The sequence below is a fragment of the Zhouia amylolytica genome (genome assembly GCF_900116365.1).
In the GTDB taxonomy this organism is placed as follows: domain Bacteria; phylum Bacteroidota; class Bacteroidia; order Flavobacteriales; family Flavobacteriaceae; genus Zhouia; species Zhouia amylolytica.
On the sequence record NZ_FPAG01000010.1, the window covers coordinates 99,968 to 123,816 of the forward strand.

Consider the following 23,849-nt stretch of genomic DNA (forward strand, 5'->3'; position numbering starts at 1 on the left):
TATGAAATATATTGTGTGTGAAAAACCAGGAGATTTTCTATTAAAAGAAAAACCTACTCCTGAAAGGAAAAATGGTGAAGCCTTATTGAAGGTTACCAGGGTAGGCATTTGCGGGACTGACTTGCATGCTTATTTGGGGAACCAGGCTTTTTTTACATACCCGAGAATTCTTGGACATGAGCTGGCAACTCATGTTTTAGCGATTGACACGAATGAGCAAGGAATAAAGGCTGGAGATAAAGTGGTAGTCATGCCTTATATAAGCTGTAAAAATTGCATCGCTTGTAAGCATGGTAAAACAAATTGTTGCACGAACATCAAGGTTTTGGGTGTTCATACCGATGGAGGAATGCAAGAGCAGATTGTTGTTCCGAATGACTTGTTAATTCCTGCAAACAACCTTACTGATGATGAAATGGCTATAGTAGAGCCTCTGGCTATTGGTGCACATGCTATAAGACGGGCCGATCTTAAAGAAGGGGAGTCTGTTATAGTGATAGGGTGCGGACCGATAGGGATTGGGATATTAAAACAGGCACAATTACTGGGCGCTCAAACCATAGCTCTTGATGTTGATGAAGGGAGGCTACAATACGCGAAGGAATTTATTGGGGTAAACCATGTGGTGGATGTTAAGGATGATCCACTGCTTCAAATACGAGATATAACCAATGGCGATCTGGCATCGGTAGTTTTTGATGCAACAGGAAATAAGACTGCCCTGGAGAAAGGCCCTGATTATATGGCACATGGTGGGCGCTATGTTTTAGTAGGGCTGTCTAAAGGAAATCTAATATACCACCATCCGGCTATTCATGCCAAAGAAATGACAATGATGTGTAGTCGTAATGCAACCCTTGAAGATTTTAAAAGAGTTATTGAAATTCTTCCAGAGTTTCCTACGGATAAATTCATTACGCACACTGTACATTTTTCAGAAATGATTCATCATTTTGATTCCTGGACGAATCCTGAATCGGGGGTTATCAAAGCTACTGTCGAATTTTAATATCTAATCAAAAAGATGTAATGAAGGGGACTACCAGGACCAACCGACCATTAAAAGTCATGCAATTCGGGGGAGGTAAATTTTTAAGAGCCTTTGCAGTTTGGATGATAGAGGAACTCAATCAGAAAACTAACTTTAACGGCGGTGTGCTAGTTGTAAAGCCAACTAAAGGTGGTGACTATCTTGAGCTCAGAGAGCAAAAGGGACGCTTTCATGTGCTTTTAAATGATTGGGAAGGGAATAAAATAGTTACTACGGTTAAAGAAATTGATTGTGTAGAGGGGATTGTTAATCCCTATAAGGAATGGGAATTGTTTTTGGACTATGCCAACGATGCGTCTTTAAGGTATGTAATTTCGAATACTACAGAGGCAGGAATCACATTCAATCCTAAGGATAACTTTCATGATGATCCGCCTAATGAATTTCCGGCTAAACTCACCCGGGTATTGTTTCATAGGTACAAACATTTTGGTAACGATCCTTCCAAAGGCTTGATAATACTTCCTTGTGAGTTGATCCATAAAAATGGTGAAGCCTTGAAAAAATGTGTTTTGGAATATGCAGCAGCCTGGAAACTGGACGGTGAATTTATTAGATGGGTAGCATTATATAACAAGTTCTATAATACCCTGGTCGATCGGATCGTTTCAGGTTATCCGGTTACCATTGCACCTGAAATTCAACAACAAATTACTTTTGATGATAAACTTATGGTAACGGGAGAATTTTATCATAGTTGGGTAATTCAGGCTGATGTTGAAATAACCGATGAGTTCCCTGTTGACGAGGCGGGATTAAATGTGACTTTTGTATCGGATATTATGCCTTATCACGATCTGAAGGTAAGAGTCTTAAATGGGGCTCATACAGCGATGGTCTTTTTAGGAAGCTTATTAGAACTGGTGTATGTTCATGAAGTTGTAGAGGATCGAAAATTAAATGATTTTCTCGACGCTTTGATTAGGAATGAGATATTAATGACCATGGACATACCGACTGAAATTAAAGATCAATTTTACCATAGTACAATTAACAGATTTAGAAATCATAGTTTAAAACATCGATTGGCTGATATATCACTTAACAGTTCCCATAAGTATGTATCCAGATTATGGCCTACCATCATTGATTATGTAGATACCTTTAAAAATACACCTGATAGGTTGGCTTTTATAACAGCTTGTATGGTATTGTTTTTTAGAGGAGCCTACAAGGGGAACCTAATTGCATTAAATGATGATCAGGATAGAATTCAAAACTTTTCGGGATTATGGCAGCTATATTTAAGAGGAGAGTTGTCGAGAATTGATCTGGTACATAATATTTTAGTCACTTCTGGAATTCCAGAAAAAGAATTAGATAAAGGCTTTATACAGAAAACAGCTTTCTATATAAAGGATATTGAGGGAAAGGGTGTTATGCAGGTCTTAGAGGGTTTAGTTTAATCTTTCATAATTATTAACGTCCTTATAAATCTAAAGAATAGATAAGTTTAAAACCAGCTAGCTTTTTTAACAGGAAAAGGTAGAATACCCTTCATGTCCTTACAGTTAATAAAATGCCAGCCTTAGTATTTAAGAAATTAAGTCTTGGTTAGGGGATGAGGTCCAGGGTTAATTATGGTATAATTTGTCTATTTTATTTTTCATCAGTTCATTGTAATTCCAATCATTATCTTTATTGAGAAGTATGGCTTTTTTATAATTTTCAATGGCTAGGGAACTATCTTTATTTATTTCATAAATTTCTGCTAAACTCGCCTTTGAAACCCACCAATTTGGATTTGCTTCTGCATTGAGTTGAAATATGTCAAATGCTTTTTGAAGATCAAGCTCATTGTATGCATAGGAATTCCCTATACTATTTATATTCCATTTCAAATTATCAAAGTCTGAATTCGGATTTTCCTGTTTTAATTTTTTAAATGCCAGAGTAGCCTCTTTAAACTGACTGTTTTTTACAAGGCTCATGATGTCTTCTTCCAACGCAAGATTTTGTATTCTCAGCTCTGGAATTGCAATTTTTGCAATGTCATTGATAATGATATCATAGGCTGGTATTTGATATCCATTAGATAATAGAATAATGGTTGTTTTATGATTGATAAATTTTCGTATGGCAGCCAGATTACCACCTGAAAACCCATAAGAATTTATTTCATTTACAGGATAGTATCCCCAACCATATGAAAAGTGGTCATTTTCATTATTAAAATTAAAGGGTTCCCACATTTTGGATTTTACATTATGGCTTAGAAGTTGGTCATTGTCGAGTTTTTTATTCCACTCCATAAATCTTTTTAGCGTAATATTCAGACCGTTTCCGGAATGTCCTCTTTTACCACTGTTATTGGTGTCTTTATCAAAGGCTTTGGTTTTTTCGTTATAAAAATATCTGGTTGCCCGGTTAGGAATGATTTCTTGTGAACTAGAAGAAAATAGAACTCCTGTTGTATCATTGTCAAATTCATTTTTCATAATGTAGTTATCGAAGGTCATTCCTGTAACTTTCTCCATGATTTGAGCAAGTAACCAGTAATTCGTTTGATTATACCGAAACTGATCACCGGGAGCAAAATCCATTTTGTCTTTGAACAGCTTATCCATTAGTTCGTGATCACTTAAAGTGCTTTTATACTTTATGATATCCGGTAAACCTGAGGAGTGACTTAACAGGTTTTTAATCTTGACTTCTTGCCATTGAGGGAGTAAATTATCTAAATAAATTGAAATATTATCATCGAGGTTGAGGGTGCCATTTTCTATCAATTGAAAAACGCCTGTTGCGGTAATCAGTTTTGTGGCTGAAAATATTCTGAACAAGGTGTTTTCATTTACAAGTTCTCCACTTTCTAATGACGATTCCCCCATATAATTTTCATATACTATTTCATCATCAATTATAACGGCCAGTGCCAATCCGGGAATATTATGTAATTCCATGGTGCTGGTAAGATAGTCATCTATGTTTTTTTTAATTGTGTCAGGATTGCTCTTATGCATATTACATGAACCGATCCATAATAAAAACAGGATGATAGCAAGTGGTTTAAATTTTTCCATGTGAGTTTGTTGTTTATTTTTTAAAGACGACACGATTTCTTTTGTGTGGCAAAACGTTGTTCTTTGTGAACGGTTATTTTAAGGTTTAGAAGTTGTATGTGTTTACCCTAAACAATGGCAAATTCTTTCAGAGGTAGCTTCCAAAGCATTTTAAGAAAGGGGATCGACTTTTCCTGAAAGGAATTTTAATTTAAGTTAAATGATGATAGCAAATACTTTTATCTAAATTGGCTTTCCTTGATTATTGTTTTTCAGGTAACCTAAATGTAATGAGGGTGTAACCTGCTTGTAACCAGTAGATTGGTTAGATTAAAATTGCTGTGCATATATTTAGATACGAGACTTATTTCTTTTTAAGCAAATCGGTGGAAAATAGCTATTCTATTGTGACGAACCTATTGACTTTTAAAGATATTAATTCTGCCCCCAACTTCAACCAAAAACTTTTTATTAACCTAAAACGAAGTGAAATGAAAAACAAATGGATTATTCTGTTTTCTATTATTCTATTTTTTGGCTGTGATAAGGAAGAGGAAACTGTCGAACAGCTTTTTACCGAACATTTTCAGTCAACCTCATCTTCAAATTTCCAATTGATTTGGCAAGATGATTTTAACGGATCCACATTAGATACCACGAAATGGAGTCGTATTTCGGAAGGAACTCCGGACTGGAAAAATTACATGACTACCGATGACCAGGTTTATGAGATCTCTAATGGACACCTCCATTTAAAGGGAATTGTAAATCCGGATACCCAAACCGATCCAAGACCCTATTTAACGGGTGGTGTATGGACCCGTGGGAAATTTAATTTCACCTATGGTAAGGTCGAAGTACGTGCTAAAATGGATTCTGCCCAGGGATGTTGGCCCGCCATTTGGTTGCTAGGAAGCACAAATGAGTATGGAGGGTGGCCTGATTATGGCGAAATAGATATTATGGAGCACCTTAATTTCGATAACTATATTTACTCCACCATTCATAGTAATACTAAAAGTTCTCCAAGTAGCAGTACCGTTAGTGTTAATCCAGGGGTATTTAATACTTATGGAGTTGAATGGTATCCTGATCACATTGTATTTACCCTCAACGGAGCGGCTACCTTTACTTATTATAAGGAATCCGGTGCTGATTGGCGTCAATGGCCATTCGACAGGGATTTTCACTTGATTTTATCACAACAGCTTGGAGGTAGTTGGGTTGGTAGTATTAATTCTAGTCAATTACCGGTTGATTATGTAATTGATTATGTGAAATACTATGAATATGTTCCTTCTCCTGCGCCACCATCAGGCTCTCAACAGTACATTAAAATACAGATGAATGGGAACACTACAAATACCTGGAATCATCTCACTGAGGTAACCTTAATAAATGAAGGAATTGAATATGTGCTTCCTGCAGGACATAATGCACCATCATTATTGGGAGATGGTGTAGGGGTGAATGGGGCTAGTACCGGTTTTTTTGGGTTGGATGCCAATGGGTTGTTGGAAATTGATCTCGGACAGGGCTATGATTTTGACGCCATTAAATTAGGAGTCTATAATGGAGATAATCGCATTTATGAAGATGTTGAAGTATCTGTTTCTTCAGATGGGGTAACCTATGGAAATTTGATTGTTGAAGATGTACAAAGTTCTGAGACTTTTGCGTTGAATCCTCCAGTTTATCAGTATATAAAAATTCAAATGAATGGGAGTACAGCCAACACCTGGAGTCATTTAACAGAAGTTACCCTGATAAATGGTGGAACGACGTTTGTATTGCCTTCCGGACATGATGCATCGGTTCTGTTAGGTGACGGTATTGGCGAGAATGGAGCCAGTACTGGTTATTATGGTTTGGATTCCAGCGGACTGCTTGTAATTAATCTGGGACAGGAAGTGTTGTTTGATGCCGTGAAACTAGGAGTATTTAATGGTGACAGTCGTACGTATCAGGGTGTAGAAGTCTCTTTATCAAAAGATGGAGTAAACTATGGACCTGTTGAGACTTATGATGTTCAAAACTATCAGGTGTTCTTTTAAGGCCACTGCTATTTTCAATATTAAGCACTTTAAAACCAAACATCTCTTGGGTGTTTGGTTTTTTAATTCTGATAATTTGGTTGGATGATACAAGGAAAAGGTAATCTTAAATTAAGGCAAATCATTGCGAACTCTTTAGACATGTTATTAAATCACTTTAAGCAGTATGATATTCAACTGATTTGGATTTGAACACCATTTCTGTCTTAGTACTTTGAAATTTAGCTGATACGAATATTGTTTATAAGGGGTGAATTAACAAAATCTTATATGTCATTTAACAAGGTTTTATTACAGGTGTCAAAATGAAATATATAATTTTCATTATGAAAATAGCACCGTATATGTAGGTGATTATCAATGTTTATTGAAGCTTTTTAAGTTGTGTTTTGTTATAAATACTTAACCCCGTTATGATCTGGCTTAAAATTAGCAGGTGTGGCTTTTTTTGATGTATAACACTTTTACAGGATTCAATGCAAGGGTAATTGTTTGTAATTGATTGGGTTTAACCTTCTGTATTGTGTGTTTGTGTTAAAGGGTATGAATTTAGAAATCTTAATTATTCGTTCAATAAACATATTTCACAATGATAAAAAAAATGATTTTTTGCGCTTTTGCAATAGTGCTGGGAAACGGATTGATTGCACAAAACATAACCATTTCAGGGAAGATTATTGATGAAGGTACACGAGAACCTATTTTTGGTGTTGCTTTAATGTTAAACGATCGAATTATATGTTACAGCAATGATGAAGGTGCGTTTAAATTTGAAATTGATAATAGTCATGTGGATGAAATTATCTCTTTTCATCATTTTTCATATCCAAATAAGGCGCTTTTAATCTCGAAGTTAAAAAGTTTGCAAACTATTCAGCTAGTTCAGATGTCTATTCCATTAGAAGAAGTTGTGATTTCTTCTGCAGGAAAACTTACCAAAAAGGAAATTTTAAAAAGGGCCGTAAAACAATACGAAGATTCCGGCAAAACATCGCCTTATTGGTCTGATTTTAACTATAAACAAACGATATATAATAATAGTAAACCACAAGGTTTTTTGGAGTCTGACGGATATATATTAATGCCAGAAAAAATATCATCATGGAACTCTCCTATTATCGTGCCTAATCAGATGAGAAGGCTTAATGAGGATCCTGAAATTGCCGAATTGGACTTTAAAGATATGTTTGTTAATAACCGTAATGGTAATAAAATACAAATCCCTTTCAAGCATATTGGAGGATTATATATGAGGAGTCATTGGAGGGATTATGGATCTTTAGCTGAAAACCATCCATTGAGTAACAAGGGATTTAAATATTTTAGATTTAATATTGATAAAATAATAAACCAGGGGGATGAGGAATTTTACGTTATTGATTTTAAACAACATAAAACTATTTCCAACAAGGGTTGGGAACTTACACATATGCAGGGTAAGCTTTGGGTTAATAAAAGAACCTTTGGATTACATAAGTTAATAACCCAATTTAGACATCGATGGCATTATTCTTATATAAATTATGATATTCAATATCAACTTTTTGAAGACAAGTTGTTTCCTTATGAAATTGACCTATCGACTTATAAATACCAAACCTCTTCGGGTGAACATAATGTTGTAAAAAGAGGTACCGTAAAGTTGAATACCATTTACAAAGCAAATACGAAAAACCCATATATTCATGGCGGAGGGGATGGGAATGCCTTTGTTTGGTATGATGTTCATGAAACCTATAATCCTGAATATTGGATCGACCGACCTTTATCTGATATAAGGTATAGAAATGATGTATTTTCTATATTGGGAAAACAAAACTGGGATTCTGCATTTGTAAAAGGAGCGAGCCAAAAGGAGTATAAGGCTAATTCTTTAGCCATTAAAGGAATAGAGTTTTTTGAGGATGTTAGAAATGAATTCATAACATATATGGAGAAGGATTTGAACATAAATGAATGAGAGCTTGGATGCAGAAAGTTGAAGGTCTTAAAATTTCACATTTTTTTGGTTAATAAAATCATGATGAGCATTAATGATTACAGTTTTGTCCGATTCGGAGGCCTGGTCTGACTGATTGGATGGAATTTCAATATTGTCATGACTCATTACGGGGCAGAATATAAAGTATGCAAAGAATCAAAAAAGCCTCACTAAATAGTGAGGCTCTTTGATTTGAGTCTGATATGATTAGGTGATCTTAATCGAGATAAGCACCGAATTCAGCGAGGTGGGTATAGTTGAAATCGCCGTGACTGTTTTGAGTAACTACTTTTACATAGCGTATGTTTTTTCTTGTGCTAAAAGCGGTGTATTGCCAACTAGACTGTCTTTTTAAATGGTATTGTCCTTCACTGGTCCAGTTGATGTTGTCGGTACTCGTAAAGATTTCACAATCTTTGATTACTCCATTTAGGTTATCTCGATTTTGAAAAGCAAGGCCGTCAACAGTTGTTTCGGCTCCCATATCCACTACAAAATAATGCGGGTGATCAGGTAATGATCTTTTCCACTCGGTATGCCATACAGTAGCGCGATTGTCGTCTAGCATATTGGATGCAGCACCTGTGTCTTCTTCACTGTCCGCATCAATAACCTCCCAGTTATCTCTGTTTAGGATGTCTCTTATTTGCAGGTGGTCAACATTGGTTTCTCCATTGATATATTTATAATCACCCAGGTTTATTTGTCTTGTTGTTCCATTTTCAAATACAAACATTACTTTTAGGGTGTAATTGGTGTTTGTTACCTGAAACAGTTCAGCAACGGGCATGGAAACACTGAAGGTATCATCAGCACCAGGATTAGCTACCCAACCAATCTGATTGTAATTTGATCTTCCTTCCGGATCTTGATTTACAATAATTTTTTTAACTGGAGTATCACTTTCAAATTTACCATTTACGTTTAGGGATCCGTTTTCGAATTTCGATTTTAATTCTGTCAGTTTATAGCTTACCGGACCATAAAAGTTGTCTTCAATTGGACTGAATATTTCATTTTCGCTTAAAATTGCAGCATCAGAGGCCGTCATAAAAGTACGATCGATCTTTCCAACCTTGATTACATGGTTTCCGTTATCCATTAGGGAGGTTCCGAAATCGATGTATTCTGATCTCTTTTGAGAATTGTGCGGAAGGTTAATTCCGTGGCCGAGTTCGTGAATCAGTCCACCGATCCAACCGGCTTCGTTACCAGGCTGGCCTCCGGCGCCCATATTATCCCATGTCATGTCGGCTCCGGCGTCGAGAGCAAAACAATATTTACCTACACCGTAAAAAGGAACTCCACCAATTTGATCTCCTTCCATACGTTCCGGAAGAATAACCAGAAAATGCTCGCTGGTTGGTTCAACATCGTCGTTATTAGCAAAATATTCTTTGATTTCGGGGATTATTTTTTGATAACCACCGGAATACGGGTATTCGTCTTTGGTTAATTTACCTTCGATTCGGATAATATTCACCATTTGGCTGCTTGGGTTGATTTGTAAGCCAAATGTAGAATTTGAATATCCCCAATGCTCCATCCATTTTTTTACATAAGATTGGGTATTAATCATGATGTTACTAATTCTTCGGCGATAGTCAGGTTTTGCATCGTTATCAGTAGGTGTAAAGTAAATAACGTTCAATGCGCGTGGAGTGGCAGAAACAAAGCCATTCTTGTCGGTTGTCATTGACGCATTTTCCGAGGTCAGATTTTCCGAGAAATCTGCTTTTTCGCAACTAACACCTATTGCGGCTATGCACAGATAGGTTGCCCATAATTTAATTTTAATGGTTTTCATATGAATAAAATTTAATAGTTCCGTGGTTTAATTTTTTTCTTGAAATCATGTTGTGGATGCCATGATTCATTCGAAGTGCTTCTGGTGGTGAACCAGCAATTAATTTCATGCTTGGTGAATTTATGTTATAGGGGTAACATAGAAGATTAAACATCCATGAGAATGCTGATGAGTCTTGGGGACTCAAGTTGTTACTACTTAATTTTTCAGTTAGTCTTCTATCTACTTTCATATGATATATAAATGGATTCTAATAGCATGAGTTCATATAAATTAGGTAACATTCGTTTTCTAATGTATGAATAAATTATTCTGTAAATAAACTGTTTGGTAATAAAATGTAATATTAAAATTTTCTTTTAGCTTGTTTTTTATTTTTGTTTTGTAGGTTTTGGATTATGAAAAGCGTAGTTTATTTTGCGTGGCAAAGGCCTTGTAGCGTTATATTGTAGCTTATTTTATTGGGAATAATTAATAGAGGCACAAAGGCTTTATTATTCAGAATTCAGTGGTAGGTACAATTTGTAATTTAAACCCTGCTAGTACAACCACACAGTTTCTTCCATAGTTATTTCGAAATATTATTTTGTAATTAACTGATAATCATCTACTAGTAATAAAATCTTAAGATTTGATGTGTTTTTATACCATATAACCTATGAACGGGTATAGTTCGTCGGTTCGTTATTCCCGAATCGTGTAGTTTTTCATATATTATTATAGGTACAAGAAAAGTAATTGCTGCTTCAAATGTTTGTATATGAGAAATAAATTAAAAAAGGAGTTAGGGTTATTTGATGTTTTTGCTATTAGTACCGGGGCTATGTTTAGTTCTGGTTTTTTTTTACTTCCCGGTATTGCATCACATTATACGGGAGCATCTGTATTTCTGGCCTATATACTGGCCGGAGTTTTAATCTTGCCTTCTATGTTTAGTATAGCAGAAATATCGACCGCATTGCCACGATCTGGGGGCGCTTATTTTTTTCTGGACCGAAGTCTTGGTCCATTGATGGGAACTATTGGCGGTCTTGGCACCTATTTTGCTCTAATGCTGAAGACCGCTTTTGCAATTATTGGAATTGGAGCATATGCGGCTTTATTTTGGGAGGTTCCTACTAAAATCGTTGCCATAGTGGCCACCCTGTTATTTATGATTTTAAACTTGGTCGGAGCTAAGAAAACCTCCGCTTTTCAAAAAGTCTTTGTAACCTTCTTACTGGTTATATTGATCACCTTTATTGTTGATGGGATTTATTCTATATGTTGTGGCGGCACTATTACTAAACAGGGCTTAGATGCCCAGTTGACACCATTTCTTTCAGGAGGACTTAGCGGTCTGTTCACCTCTGCCGGTTTTGTTTTTGTATCGTATTTAGGTCTCACGCAGATTGTAAGTGTAGCCGAAGAGATTAAAAATCCTGAAAGGAACATTCCTTTGGGGATGATTCTTTCTTTGGTAGTCACTGGTCTCATTTATGGTTTGGGCGTTTTTATCATGGTTGCCATTATAGAGCCAGAGGCTTTTGCTAATGAGCTGGCACCTGCGGCTGTTGCTGCTTCACAAATGTTTAAATGGTTGCCAGAGAATGCCGGTGTGTTGTTAATGTCTATAGCTGCCCTTGCTGCTTTTGCTTCTACAGGTAATGCCGGACTATTATCTGCATCCCGATACCCTTTTGCCATGGGACGAGATAAATTGTTACCGGCTATAATGGCCAGAATAGGAGGCAAGGGGACTCCAGTTATGGCCATATTTTTTACTACCGCATTTATAATTCTTTTTATTTTAGTATTGTCGGAGGAAGGAATTGTTAAGCTTGCCAGTACCTTCCAGTTACTCATATTTATTTTTATTAATTTTTCTGTTATTGTTTTCAGAAAGAGTAAAATAGCCTCTTATGATCCAGGTTACCTGTCTCCTTTATACCCATATATGCAAGTTATTGGTATAGTTATCTCCTTCATATTAATTATATATTTAGGATGGATGCCTATTCTATTTACTGCGGGAATTGTCTTGTTGGGGGTTCTTTGGTATCATTTTCATGCCCGAGGCAAAGTAAAGCGTGAAGGGGCTATATTTCATTGGTTTGCTTTATTAGGAAAATACCAATATGATGAACTGGAGAATGAATTAATGACCATCTTAAAAGAGAAGGGACTTAGACAAGGTGATCCTTTTGATGAAACTGTAATAAAATCTAAAATCAGTATGTTCAAAACTCCTGCGGATTTAGATAGAGTTTTGAATAAGGTTTCTGATTATCTTTCGGTTGAATTGGGAAAAAGAAAAGAAGCAATCAAAAAAAGGTTTCTACACGCGTTAAATGATGATGCCGTAATATCGTTACCAGGGGTTCTTATTTTTCATGCTACTTATGATGATGTTTTACATCCTTCCATGCAAATTATTGTTTCTAAACAGGAACTGGATGGTGAGATTCCTTTTAAAAGTCGGGCGGTTAAAGCTCCTATTCATATATGTTGTTTTCTGATAAATTCGGATGAAAAACCCAAGCAGCAGTTGCGTATGCTGACTCGACTTATAGATATTTTAGAAAGACCTGATGTTGTGGATGCATTGTTAGCCATGGATAGCCATCGTGAGATAAAGGAGTACCTTTTACAAAACGAGAATTTTGTGAGTGTAAAATTATTAGAAGGAACTACACAAAGTGCCATGATCGGACGTCAACTGATGGAAGTTTCCTTGCCTAAGGATGTCTTAGTAGCCTTGATTGAAAGAAATAATAAAACATTTACACCAAACGGGTCTACGGTCTTGCAGGAAAATGATATTCTTACCATCCTGGGAGATTCTAAATCTATTTCTAAATTATTTAAGGGTTATATGGGGGCGGAGATAGAAAATATGCAGGATATATAATGGATTGTTTGCTAAACAACCATTCTTCATTTCTCGGGTTTTATTGGGTTATATCAGCTGTTATTATGTAGAAAAATAATGCTTGTCAGATAAGTAAAGCATAGGAGAGGTTTCTGTTTAAATTAATTATGAATAAACTTTTCAAATATCCCTTTATTTGAAATTAAGGCAAAAATCAGGCTAGCCATTATGACAGAAAGATTAATTAGAAATGATTGGGGTGAAATAAAATAAAGCCACCTTGAGGGAGGTGGCTTTAGGAGGAATTAAAAAGTCAACTATTCAGATTCAGGGACTAATACTTCGTCAATTACATGAATGACACCGTTGCTTGCTGAAATATTAAATAACCCTTCAGAGACCAAAATGGTTGCATTTGCTTCCGTATCGTCATCATTTGTATCGATTCCTGCTGTGTTGCTTACAAAAATTGAATATCCGAGTAAGGTTTCTATTTCTCTTGGATTTTGTTTTGGAACTACACTGTTACTGAATCTTCTTCCATCTGTTACATGGTATGATAATACCGATGCTACCTGATCCGGTGTAAAATCTGTTAGTGCGTTATCTCCCAGAAATCGTACGAAAGCAGCATCAGTTGGAGCAAACACGGTGTATTGATCATTACCAGTAAACATTGAGGTAATACCTGCATATTCTAAAGCTGCCAGTAATAGGGTAAATTGCGGTTCTTCTTCATCTGTGGCATTGGCTACAACTATTTCTGCGATGCTTTGATCACCTTTTTCGGCAGCTACCGAAGCTCGAGCATTAATATCTGCGGTAATGAGTTGTTCATCTATTGATTCCTTTTCACAGGATGTGAAAATCAACATCATACTTAAAATTCCTATGGTAAATACATTTTTCATGATATATAACTTTTTGATTATTAGTTAAATATAATAAAATTTTCAACATTGTTCAACTTTTTGTGATAAATGTTAAACAAAATGTAAAAATGGCTTATAGTATTGAATAAAGTTGAATTGCCTGAAGAAGATGATCGAGAACCTTTCACTGAAAGAAAACTAATATTTTGAATCGGATATAATGGAGTGTCAAATTTTTTGCTTTGCCAGGAGTAACTCTTAATTAATAAAGCCATTAAGTCATCAATCTTATTGAAATAAAAATAGAAATGCATCCCCATCGATGGGAATGCATTTATTATCTTGTTTTTAAAGTCTTCAATAAGATTTTAACAAGTAAGTAATTTACAATTACTATTAGTTGTTTCCATTTGTACGGTAGGATGTTGGATATTAAAATTTTCCATAAGCTTTATAATCTTATTTAAGATGTCCTGCTTAGTCGTCGGATTAGAATCATTTATTACCGCGTGCACTGAACCTATATTGTAATCGCCATCCATAGTCCATACATGAAGATCATGAATATCAACGACCCCTTCTATGCGCTGCAATTCAACTTTAAACTTATTTATATTAATATGTTCCGGGACTGATTGTAACATTACCTTTAGGGTTTTGATCAGACTTTTGATAGCATTGATACCTATAAACAGGGCTATTCCTATGGCCAATATACCATCTATCCAATTCCAGCCTGTAAAGTAAATGATTACGGAACCTATTAATACTGCGGCCCACCCCAATACATCCTCCAGAAGGTGGAGCATTATAGATTGACTGTTGTGGCTATGTCCATGATGATGTCCATGATGGTGATGTCCGTGACCACCATTTTTGATTTTAATAAAGGCAAATCCATTTACTGCAAGTCCTAACAAGGCTAACCACAACATCCCGAAGCTATACACTTCTTTTGGGTTGATGAACGAATTGTATGCTGTAATTAGCATGGTAATTGAACCTGCCAATAGAAATATAGACAAACTTATGGCTGACAAAAGAGAAAATCGTTTATAGCCATAAGAGAATTTATCCGAGCGTTTTTTGCCTGCTATTTTTTCCATAACTATGGCAAGTCCGATCGCTCCTGCATCCATGAAATCATGAAATGCATCGGCTACAATGGCAGTTGAATTTGTTAAAATACCCCCAATTAATTCTATTATCGAAAAGAGCAGATTCAACCAAAAGGCCAATGTTAAACCATTTTTATGGTTATGATGTTGATCACAGTTATTATGGGCTTCAGAAATAGTCATAATGCATTAGGTTTATATCAAAGGTTTAATCTGAAATCCTTTACTTTTTACAATTGTCATTATTTCATCTTCGGTTATTCCATCCGATTTTACAGCAAGGATTTTGTCCGCATTATTGGTATCAACATCCCAATGGCAAATACCTTCAGCACTATCTAAGTCCGATTGTACTTTTGAGATACAACCTCCACAATTCAGGTTGGTTTTAAAAAGAAATTCATTATTGTTATCCATGATTTTGAATATTTTTTAATTGTTATTTAATACGGCAAATTTCTGCATAAGCCAGCAGTTGATTATTGTACTATTTTGTATTTGATTTACGAGATTTACAGATTTATTTCTTCAACTTTAATCTTAAGCTGTTACTTACAACACTCAAGCTACTCATGGCCATAGCAGCACCAGCAATCATTGGATTTAATAAAAAACCATTCACGGGATAAAGAATACCAGCTGCAATTGGAATACCTATGAGGTTATAAATAAAGGCCCAAAACAAGTTTTGCTTAATCGTGGCGACAGTTTGTTTTGACAATTTAATTGCTTCTGGAATCTTGGTAAGGTCGGAAGAAATAATGGTCATTTTGGCTACATCCATGGCAATATCACTTCCTTTACCCATAGCAATACTTACATCGGCCGTGGCAAGAGCTGTGCTATCGTTTATACCATCTCCGACCATGGCAACGGTTTTACCTTGTTGCTGTAGTTCTTTTACAAAATTAGCTTTGTCTTGAGGTAATACTTCGGCTTTAAAATACTTAATACCTGTTTGTTTTGCTATGGCCCTGGCCGTAGCTTGATTATCACCGGTTAACATATAGAGATCAATACCTGTTTGCTGTAGTTCTTTGATGGCATGAACCGATGTATCTTTAATCTTATCGGAGATGGCCAGAACGGAAATTGCCTGATTGCCCCTGGCAAACCAAATAACTGTTTTGGCTTGTTTCCCCCAATTATCGGCTGGTTTTAAAAGTTCACTAGGGATAATTATATTATTTTCGGTCAATAATTTTTTATTACCAATTAAATAAGTTTCGTTGTGATATTCGGCCTTAACACCTTTCCCTGTTATGCTTTCGAAATGATCTAATTTAGGGGAGGTGATTTCTCCAAAGTATTTAACCACTGCTTCTGCCAGCGGGTGCTCGGATTGTTTTTCGATACTTACAAGTATATCCTTTGATGAATCGTCATTATGAAGCCAATATATGTCGGTTAGCTGTGGTTTACCTTCGGTAATTGTACCAGTTTTATCCAGAATGATGGCATCTACTTTTTTTGCTAATTCCAGGCTTTCTGCATCTTTAATTAAGATACCCTTCTCAGCTCCTTTACCGACTCCTACCATAATAGCGGTTGGCGTAGCCAGTCCTAATGCACATGGACAGGCAATTACCAGCACAGTGATAGCCGCCAAAAGACCCTGGACAATACCATTGGTTCCTCCAAGAAATAGCCATAGAATCAAGGTTAAGATGGCAATACTAATAACGATGGGAACGAAGATGCTTGCAATTTTATCTACTAATTTTTGTACCGGTGCTTTGCTTCCCTGGGCATCCTGGACCATTTTAATGATTTGGGCAAGCATGGTTTCTTTCCCTACTTTATTCGCTTTGAACCGGAAGCTTCCTTTATGATTAATAGTTCCCGCAAACACTTTTTCTTGTTTTGTTTTGAGCACGGGCACAGGCTCTCCACTGAGCATACTTTCATCTACATACGAACTGCCTGTGGTTACAATGCCGTCTACCGCTATTTTTTCCCCTGGTTTTACCAGGATTATATCGCCGGGTTTTACAACTTCGACGGCTATTTTTTTTTCATGACCGTCTGCCTGTAAAACCGTGACTGTTTTGGGTTGTAGCCCCATTAACTTTTTAATCGCTGAGGAGGTATTTCCTTTGGCCTTTTCTTCTAATAATTTACCTAATAAAATAAAAGCAATGATTACGGCTGCTGCTTCAAAGTAGACGTGAGCCTCCAGGCCTCTTGTTTCCCAAAATGCCGGGAAGGTCATGTTAAATACGCTAAAAATGTAGGCTATACCTGTACTTAGGGCAACCAGCGTATCCATATTGGCAGAGCGATGTTTTGCTTGTTTCCAAGCATTTATATAGAAGTCTTTTCCTAAACAAACTACCACGGGTGTCGCAAAAAGCCACATGATTAAATTGGCATAAGGAATATTCATTAAAAACATCCCAATTATTACCACTGGTAGGGATAGCATTACGGCCCAGGTCGTTTTTTGTTTTAGTTTTTTGAACTTCTTTTGGTGGATATCTTCCAGAGTTTCCTGTTGGGTGGATTCATCTTCAATTAAGAGATCATAACCCGCAGCTTGAACGGCTTTTTGCAGTTTTTTAGCATTGGTCATATTTGGAAGGAATTCAACTGAGAGGTTACCGGTAGCAAAATTGACTGCAGCATTGACCACCCCCGATTCATTATTTACAATGTTTTCAGCACTTCCTGCGCAAGCTGCGCAAGTCATTCCTAGCAAGGGATAATTTTTTTTTACAGTGCTGACTCCATACCCCAGGTCTTTAATGGTTTTTATAGCATCAGACACTCCTTTTTCTTGAGGAACGACAATTATAGCCCTTCGGTTATTAAGTTCAACTTTGTGGGAATTAATTCCTTTAACTTGTGAAAGCCCTTTGTCAATAATACCTGCACAGTGTTCACTTTCTACTGATTCAAGGGGCAGGTAGATGATTTTTTCATTATTATTTAAAGCCATTTTTTCTATATTATTTTACAGTACAAAAATGACTTTAAATAGAAGGAAAGCTATTGTATAATTTTGGAATTGTTTTATAAGATTTACACTTCGTCGAGAGGCTTTCTCTTATCGTCTCTGATTTTTTTAAAGTGGCTGGGGGTAAGACCAGTCACCTTTTTAAACTGGTTACTTAAATAGGCTACACTTGAGTAATTTAAGCGAAAAGCTATTTCACTCAAGGAGAGTTCATCATAGACTAATAGCTCTTTTACTTTTTCTATTTTTTGGGCAATGTAGTATTTTTCAATTGTAGTTCCTTCTACTTCAGAAAAGAGGTTAGATAGGTAATTATAATCATGGTGTAGATTGTTGCTTAATAAATTCGAAAGGTTTGATTTAGCATTGTTATTTTGATGGTGGACCGCTTCGATAATTAGATTTTTTATCTTTTCTATGATGCGACCTTTTTTATCGTCGATAATCTCAAACCCTAACAATTCGAGTGAGTTAGTTATATTGTTTTTTTGTTCGGCAGTAAGTTTTTTTTCGAGGATTACTTCTCCTAGTTTGATGTTTTTAACCTTCAAATTAAGTTTATCCATTTCATTTTGAACCACCATAATGCAGCGGTTGCAAACCATATTTTTGATAAAGAGGGTCATTGTATTTCCTTTCCTGAATTTAGGAGACAAAGATAAAAATCTGAAATGAAGACCGTAATTTTTCTGTCAGGTTTATATGCTATACATAATTTCAATTTAATAAAACCTATTTTGGTGGCATCTCTCTATTGAAAAGGCATTAAAGCGTTCTATTATTTATAGTTCACAAAGAAATTTTCAGGAAAAAAGAGGAGCTCCCACGGTGTCAGCAATATAAATCAATTCGAAGGTTATTGCCCAATTCTTAGTAAAGTGCATTGATTCCATCATTGATTCTTGTTTGTCATTTAATGACCAGAATTTATGAATGCTGAAGGACGCGATTATTAAAAATATACATAATCCCAAACAGCCATAGATTAGGAAATATCCAGAAATTAAAGTAAACCCGCCAAATATCAATAACATACCACTTATAAGTAGCATCCATTTTGGAGCAAAAAGACTTCGTTTCTCTGCATATTCTTCAAGTATCTTTGAATTAAAAAAGTGGTTTAATCCATTTAGGATAAAGAAGACTCCGAGAAGGGTTAGCAGAATGGTTTTTATCATGTTAGTTAAATTTAGATGTTGATAGACAATGCCAGTAGTTTTGTCCATACCAATTTACTAAAAAGAAGCTTAAGCCATATATTAATCTTAAATATAGGATGGTAGACAAGACGATTTATGAAAATTGAATTTTGGGTAACCATGTTGTTTTATGGATAGAATGAAGATTTTAGCTGTTAAACTTTAAATAACAGGGGGAAATGTATATTTCCCCCCGTTAACCTAATTAATTATGAGAAGGCAACTATTGTGACTATATAATCTCAAATTCCGCTAAAGCGGCATTTTCAGTTCCGTCGTAGCTCGAATTCATTTGTATTTTAATATAGCGGCTTTGAACAGATTGATTTAGATCAATGCTTTGTGGAGTAGTGGTTTGATTAAGTTGGAATGAGCCCAGACTATTCCAGCTTTTATTATCATCGCTAATTAGTAATTCTATGTCTTTTACATGACGACTTCCGTTTTGCCTTTGTGTAAGGCTAAATCCATTTATGGTGGTGGATGATTCGGTATCTATAATTATATAATGAGGGTATTTGCTATTTCCAGAGGACCATTCTGAATGCCAATAAGTATCGAGGTTACCATCTATAATGTTTAAGGCTGCACCATTTTCGGCACTCGTTTCCTGAGAACTATAACTTTCAATAGTGAAGGCTGTATTATAATTAGGGTCGTCTGATAATTGAGTCAAATCTTGTGGTGGTTCCGGTAAGTTTAGTTCTGCAATGGCATTATAGGTTGCTTTCGCGTTTTTGAACTGGAATCCCCAGTCTTGAAAAAAGCGCGTCAGATTATATCCCGAAACCGTACACGCTGTTATCATAAAATAATTCATTTTTTCCTCAGTACTTATAACTTGAGGAGCGTCCTCTCTGGTTTGTTTATGAAGGTTTTGATAGAATTCATCTCCAAAGGCTAGCCATAGTTGATGAAACATAGCCAGTTTTACCCAAACGCTAACTCCTTTTCCATTGAAGTCTCTTTTTCTTTGTTCCTGACTCATAAAGGCCTTAACTTCACTCCAATGTCCTTCGCTTACGAGTCTTGAAGGAGTTACTCCCATAGCTCTTTCCACTGCCAGACTGTATATATTTACGGTAACTTCGCCTAATCCATCCCATTTCCATGCTTGTTGTTGATGCATATGTCCAAGTTCATGCCAAGGGCCCCATCCTTGTTGGTAAAGCTGATCGGGGTTAATTATATAATTGACCGCTCCCTGATCATTATAAGCGGTGCGGTACCAGGTGGCAGACATATAGGTACCCGGATCGTCGGTTTCGGTCATTAAAATTTTGTGAACATTTCTTTTGTGAATTGTTGCAGATCCATCTAAACCACTAATATCATCTTCGATATCCATGATCTGGGTGGTAAGATCCAGTAACACATCTTGATCTCTATCTTTAAATTCAATGGCTTTGTTACGGGATACTACGATATAAACATGCTCGCCTTCCAGAGTAACATCAGGTGCATTAGGATAGGCATTGAGCATGGCGTGCCATTCACTTTGTGTTGTTATTCCGTGTTTGTAGTAAGGAAATCGTTTGAATCCGTCTATAAAGCGTACAGTGGCCTGACCTGTGGGGGTTTCATTTTCTGCCTGTCGGTTTGTGTATCGCAGCCATATAACACCTCCATAAGCATCTGCTTGTATCGTATTTACCCCCCAGTCTAAAGCTATCCATTGGGGATTCCATTTGTTTGAGTATCGTGAGTAGGTACCAATACCCAATTGTATTTTGGAGTTGGTAGTACCACTGGTAAGTTCTGAGGTTTCTATTGTTAGGGTAGCATTCGGCTCTAGATAAAAACCGGTAGGTACAAAGTCTGAGGCTCCTGCACCTTGACCCAATCTATCGTTTTCCACATCTGAAGAAGGTTTTTCAATTACCGTTTGAATACTATCTACAGGGGTAAAACCAGCGATCAGGGTACTATTTGTATTGGTAAGCATGGATTCAGAAATTTCCGTAAATTCTTTTTCAGTGCAAGCTGAAGTAGCTACCAATAAGATTAACAGGCCGAACTTTGAAGCCCTTTTCATAAAGTTGAGTGTTTTCATTTTTTAGTATTTGAATGGTTGAACATTAATTAAATGTCATTTATAACCTCCCTTGCTTTTATCAAGGGACTGTTGTTAATTATTTTAAAGGTCAGTAATATGCAGGTTGCTTATTTCGTATTTATTGTGAAAGATAATTCTCCCTAATATTGGAACCTTTTCATGTACTAGACAATCGAAAGATCTAAATGACATCACTTATTTTCAGTTAATTAAGGTTTTTTAGAGGAATGGTTTTGATAAGCCATAGTTCAAGGCTATATAAAACAAGGGGTGTTTCGGTTTGTAGGAAATATAGAATGAGCTTTGAAAAGAAACTAAAATATCTCGAAAGTGTAAAATGAGTTGTGGGATCAGATGATCGAATATTTTCCTCTGATGGCGATTGCAAATAGCAGAGTGGGGAAGTTGACGGGACCAGGTAAATTTACGTTGGCAGTAATGTCATTAAGTGGATTTTATTGGCTTGAATGTTACTAATCAATGATTTGATAGCCAGTAAAGATTCTAAATGAGTCTATTATAAAAATCATTTTTGAAGCTTTACCGGCTATTCTATCTAAAACTTATTTATTTAATTATGATCTCATCGGTGAATATAAAGGTCCCTTTATCTTGTATTTTCGAGTAACGAGCGGTTACTTTTAAATATTTAGTTTCAACAGCCGGAAAATCGACCCAAAATATCTGGGTTTTCACCTCTGAGTTTACTTCTATATTTTTTCTGGATAGGTCTAATTTTTGAACCGAAGTAAAAACTTTTCCATTTTGGGAATAAGACACCTCTATGGATGTCGGGAAATAGATGCCAGCAGCGGTTTCTTCGATGCAACTTAGACCAATTTTTTGTACCGTTGTTGTAGTGTCTAGTTGTATTGTACTTTCCAGATCTTTATTCAAAAACCCCAGCCATTTACCATTACCCCATTTATTACCTCCAAAAATTCCATCTGTCAAAGAAGTGGCACCTGAGGCACTATACTTACCAAAAGGCTGATTGATAAGGCTAGTTTTGGCTCCAAGCGCCTTATGAACAATAATTTCTTTTTCTTCGATTTCACTAATTGGCATTTCGTTTTTCAATGCTATCGCTTTTATAATCGTATTATTTTGTAATACAATTGGTTGGTTGTAAACATTCCCGTTTTGTAAGGATGGGTTACTACCGTCTGTCGTATATATAACCTCGCATGGAAGTTCGGTTATTAAAGACACCAGGATCCCTTTAGTTTCCTTATCTAAGGTACTTTCAATAATAGGTCTGTATGCACTCCTGGAAAAGTTGATTGGGAATTTTTCATATCTCATTATTTGAGATTCCATTTTTTCCTGAAACCTTTTCCAGTCTTTTTTGCCTTTTTCCTGCCAGGCTATTTCAGAAAGGGCCGCTATTCGCGGGAATGCCATGTATTCAATATGTTCAGGAGTTGACATGTATTCAGTCCATATATTAGCCTGGATACCTAAGACTTTTGATTTGTATTTGTTTTCCAGGCTGTCTGGTAGTGGTTCATATTGGTATACTTTCTTCAATGGGGCAAAACCACCAAAGGCTTTTGGCTCATTTTTGCTAAGACTTTGATAGTGGTCGAAGTAGAGATGGGATCCAGTCGTTAATACGGTAGGGTGTCCTTCACTTAATGCCTTTTCAACCCCGTTTTCTGCACCCCAGTACATTATGGTAGCTGTAGGACTCAATTCACCCTCGAGAATCTCATGCCATCCGATTAACTTTCGTCCTTTATCTTTAAGGTATTGATCAAAATGGTTCACAAAGTGACTTTGAAGCTCGAATGCATCATAGTTCTGTGAATTCATAACTTTTTTACATCTAATGCAAGTGTTCCAATTCCTCTTACTTACTTCATCACCTCCAATATGAATGTATTCCGAAGGAAATAAGGTTATGACTTCATCAATAATAGCTTCTAAGAGTTTATAGCTATTAGGATTCCCTGCACAGTAAACCCCATTATTGGCTAGTGGAGCATTGTTTTTGTCAACACATAATAATTCCGGGTAACATTGAAAAACAACTTCTGAATGTCCGGGTAATTCAATTTCCGGAATGACGGTTATATTTCTCTCTTTTGCATAGGCAACAACCTGTTTGATTTCTTCCTGAGTATAAAACCCTCCGTATTTTTTTCGATCATCTCCTGGACGCCATACCTCAAAATCTTCCCAAGGTTTTTTGCCTTCTTTTACTACGCGCCATGCTCCTATATCAGTAAGTTCCGGATGTGACTTGATTTCAATACGCCAGCCAATGCCATCTACCAGATGCCAGTGAAAAGTATTTAATTTATGCATGGCCAGGTAGTCTATAAACTCCTTTACGAAGGAAACGGGCATAAAATGTCTGGAAACATCTAAATGCATGCCACGCCATTTAAATCGTGGTTTGTCAGTTATTTGAAGGCTTGGTATTTCTAATCCCAATTTTGATTGATTCACAGAAGCAGGAGGGAAGAGCTGTCTGATCGTTTCAACACCATAAAAGAATCCCACAGGAGTCGTAGCTTCAACAGTAATATTCTTTTGGTTACTTTTTAACAGATAGCCCTCTTTACCCAAAGAATCAGTTTCCATATGATATTTAAATAACACTCTATTGGTCATATCCTTTGCAATTGCCGTCTTGGTTTCAATGGTTATATCATAACTAAGAATATTTTTCAACCTTTTGGCGGCTTGAAACATTGAAGTGTCTGTGATGAATATTTTTGTTTCATCGTTAAATCGAAATGCGGGATTATCCGTTTTCTTTAAAGATACCGGTTCAGGAATAATATGCAATTTCGTATTATTAGTTTCGCTTTGACATGCCATTAACGTACCGGCAAGTACGAACAGGGCTACAGTCTTATTAATAAAGTTCATGTATAATTATTATGAATTAGGT

Annotated in this window: 15 protein-coding genes; 5 read left to right on the top strand and 10 right to left on the bottom strand. The window is 36.2% G+C overall.

The window, feature by feature from the left end:
* Position 1: 1 nt before the first annotated feature.
* Positions 2-1,009 (top strand): zinc-binding alcohol dehydrogenase family protein, encoded by a 1,008-nt coding sequence (locus tag BM361_RS16005; protein WP_074980110.1) that lies wholly within the window; start codon positions 2-4, stop codon positions 1,007-1,009.
* Between the two features lie 20 nt (positions 1,010-1,029).
* Positions 1,030-2,457: a tagaturonate reductase gene (locus BM361_RS16010; RefSeq protein WP_074980111.1), complete on the top strand. Its 1,428-nt coding sequence runs from the start codon at positions 1,030-1,032 to the stop codon at positions 2,455-2,457.
* Positions 2,458-2,625: 168 nt separating this feature from the next.
* On the opposite strand, the gene BM361_RS16015 is transcribed toward BM361_RS16010, so the two are convergent.
* Positions 2,626-4,074 (bottom strand): serine hydrolase domain-containing protein, encoded by a 1,449-nt coding sequence (locus BM361_RS16015; protein ID WP_074980113.1) that lies wholly within the window; start codon positions 4,072-4,074, stop codon positions 2,626-2,628.
* A 470-nt stretch (positions 4,075-4,544) separates the two neighbouring features.
* Between BM361_RS16015 and BM361_RS16020 the strand changes: the two genes are divergently transcribed.
* Positions 4,545-6,107 carry a glycoside hydrolase family 16 protein gene (locus BM361_RS16020; protein ID WP_083425986.1) on the top strand — a complete coding sequence of 521 codons (1,563 nt, stop codon included), beginning with the start codon at positions 4,545-4,547 and terminating at the stop codon, positions 6,105-6,107.
* Positions 6,108-6,708: 601 nt separating this feature from the next.
* A complete protein-coding gene (locus BM361_RS16025) occupies positions 6,709-8,067 on the top strand; it encodes a peptidase associated/transthyretin-like domain-containing protein (protein ID WP_139226740.1) in 1,359 nt (452 codons plus the stop codon).
* Between the two features lie 238 nt (positions 8,068-8,305).
* Here BM361_RS16025 and BM361_RS16030 read toward each other — a convergent pair whose 3' ends face one another.
* Complete coding sequence (locus BM361_RS16030) at positions 8,306-9,895, bottom strand: discoidin domain-containing protein (protein WP_051413416.1); 1,590 nt, start codon at positions 9,893-9,895, stop codon at positions 8,306-8,308.
* A gap of 760 nt (positions 9,896-10,655) precedes the next feature.
* Here BM361_RS16030 and BM361_RS16035 point away from each other — a divergent pair.
* Positions 10,656-12,785, top strand: coding sequence for an amino acid permease (locus BM361_RS16035; RefSeq protein WP_074980116.1), 2,130 nt, complete (start codon positions 10,656-10,658; stop codon positions 12,783-12,785).
* A 278-nt stretch (positions 12,786-13,063) separates the two neighbouring features.
* On the opposite strand, the gene BM361_RS16040 is transcribed toward BM361_RS16035, so the two are convergent.
* The 8 genes from BM361_RS16040 to BM361_RS16080 form a co-directional block, all read right to left on the bottom strand.
* On the bottom strand, positions 13,064-13,657 hold the full coding sequence (locus BM361_RS16040; protein ID WP_051413417.1) for a fasciclin domain-containing protein: 594 nt from the start codon (positions 13,655-13,657) through the stop codon (positions 13,064-13,066).
* A gap of 329 nt (positions 13,658-13,986) precedes the next feature.
* Entirely contained in the window at positions 13,987-14,919 is a 933-nt protein-coding gene (locus BM361_RS16050; protein ID WP_074980120.1) for a cation diffusion facilitator family transporter, read from the bottom strand.
* A 12-nt stretch (positions 14,920-14,931) separates the two neighbouring features.
* A complete protein-coding gene (locus tag BM361_RS16055; protein ID WP_074980121.1) occupies positions 14,932-15,153 on the bottom strand; it encodes a heavy-metal-associated domain-containing protein in 222 nt (73 codons plus the stop codon).
* A 103-nt stretch (positions 15,154-15,256) separates the two neighbouring features.
* Positions 15,257-17,674: a heavy metal translocating P-type ATPase gene (locus tag BM361_RS16060; RefSeq protein WP_074980123.1), complete on the bottom strand. Its 2,418-nt coding sequence runs from the start codon at positions 17,672-17,674 to the stop codon at positions 15,257-15,259.
* Between the two features lie 83 nt (positions 17,675-17,757).
* Positions 17,758-18,318, bottom strand: a complete 561-nt coding sequence (locus BM361_RS16065) for a helix-turn-helix domain-containing protein (RefSeq protein ID WP_074980124.1) — start codon at positions 18,316-18,318, stop codon at positions 17,758-17,760.
* A 177-nt stretch (positions 18,319-18,495) separates the two neighbouring features.
* Positions 18,496-18,870 (bottom strand): DoxX family protein, encoded by a 375-nt coding sequence (locus BM361_RS16070; RefSeq protein ID WP_175496598.1) that lies wholly within the window; start codon positions 18,868-18,870, stop codon positions 18,496-18,498.
* 253 nt (positions 18,871-19,123) lie between these two features.
* On the bottom strand, positions 19,124-20,944 hold the full coding sequence (locus tag BM361_RS16075; RefSeq protein ID WP_074980127.1) for a M60 family metallopeptidase: 1,821 nt from the start codon (positions 20,942-20,944) through the stop codon (positions 19,124-19,126).
* Between the two features lie 570 nt (positions 20,945-21,514).
* Positions 21,515-23,827 carry a beta-N-acetylhexosaminidase gene (locus BM361_RS16080; RefSeq protein ID WP_074980129.1) on the bottom strand — a complete coding sequence of 771 codons (2,313 nt, stop codon included), beginning with the start codon at positions 23,825-23,827 and terminating at the stop codon, positions 21,515-21,517.
* Positions 23,828-23,849 lie beyond the last annotated feature (22 nt).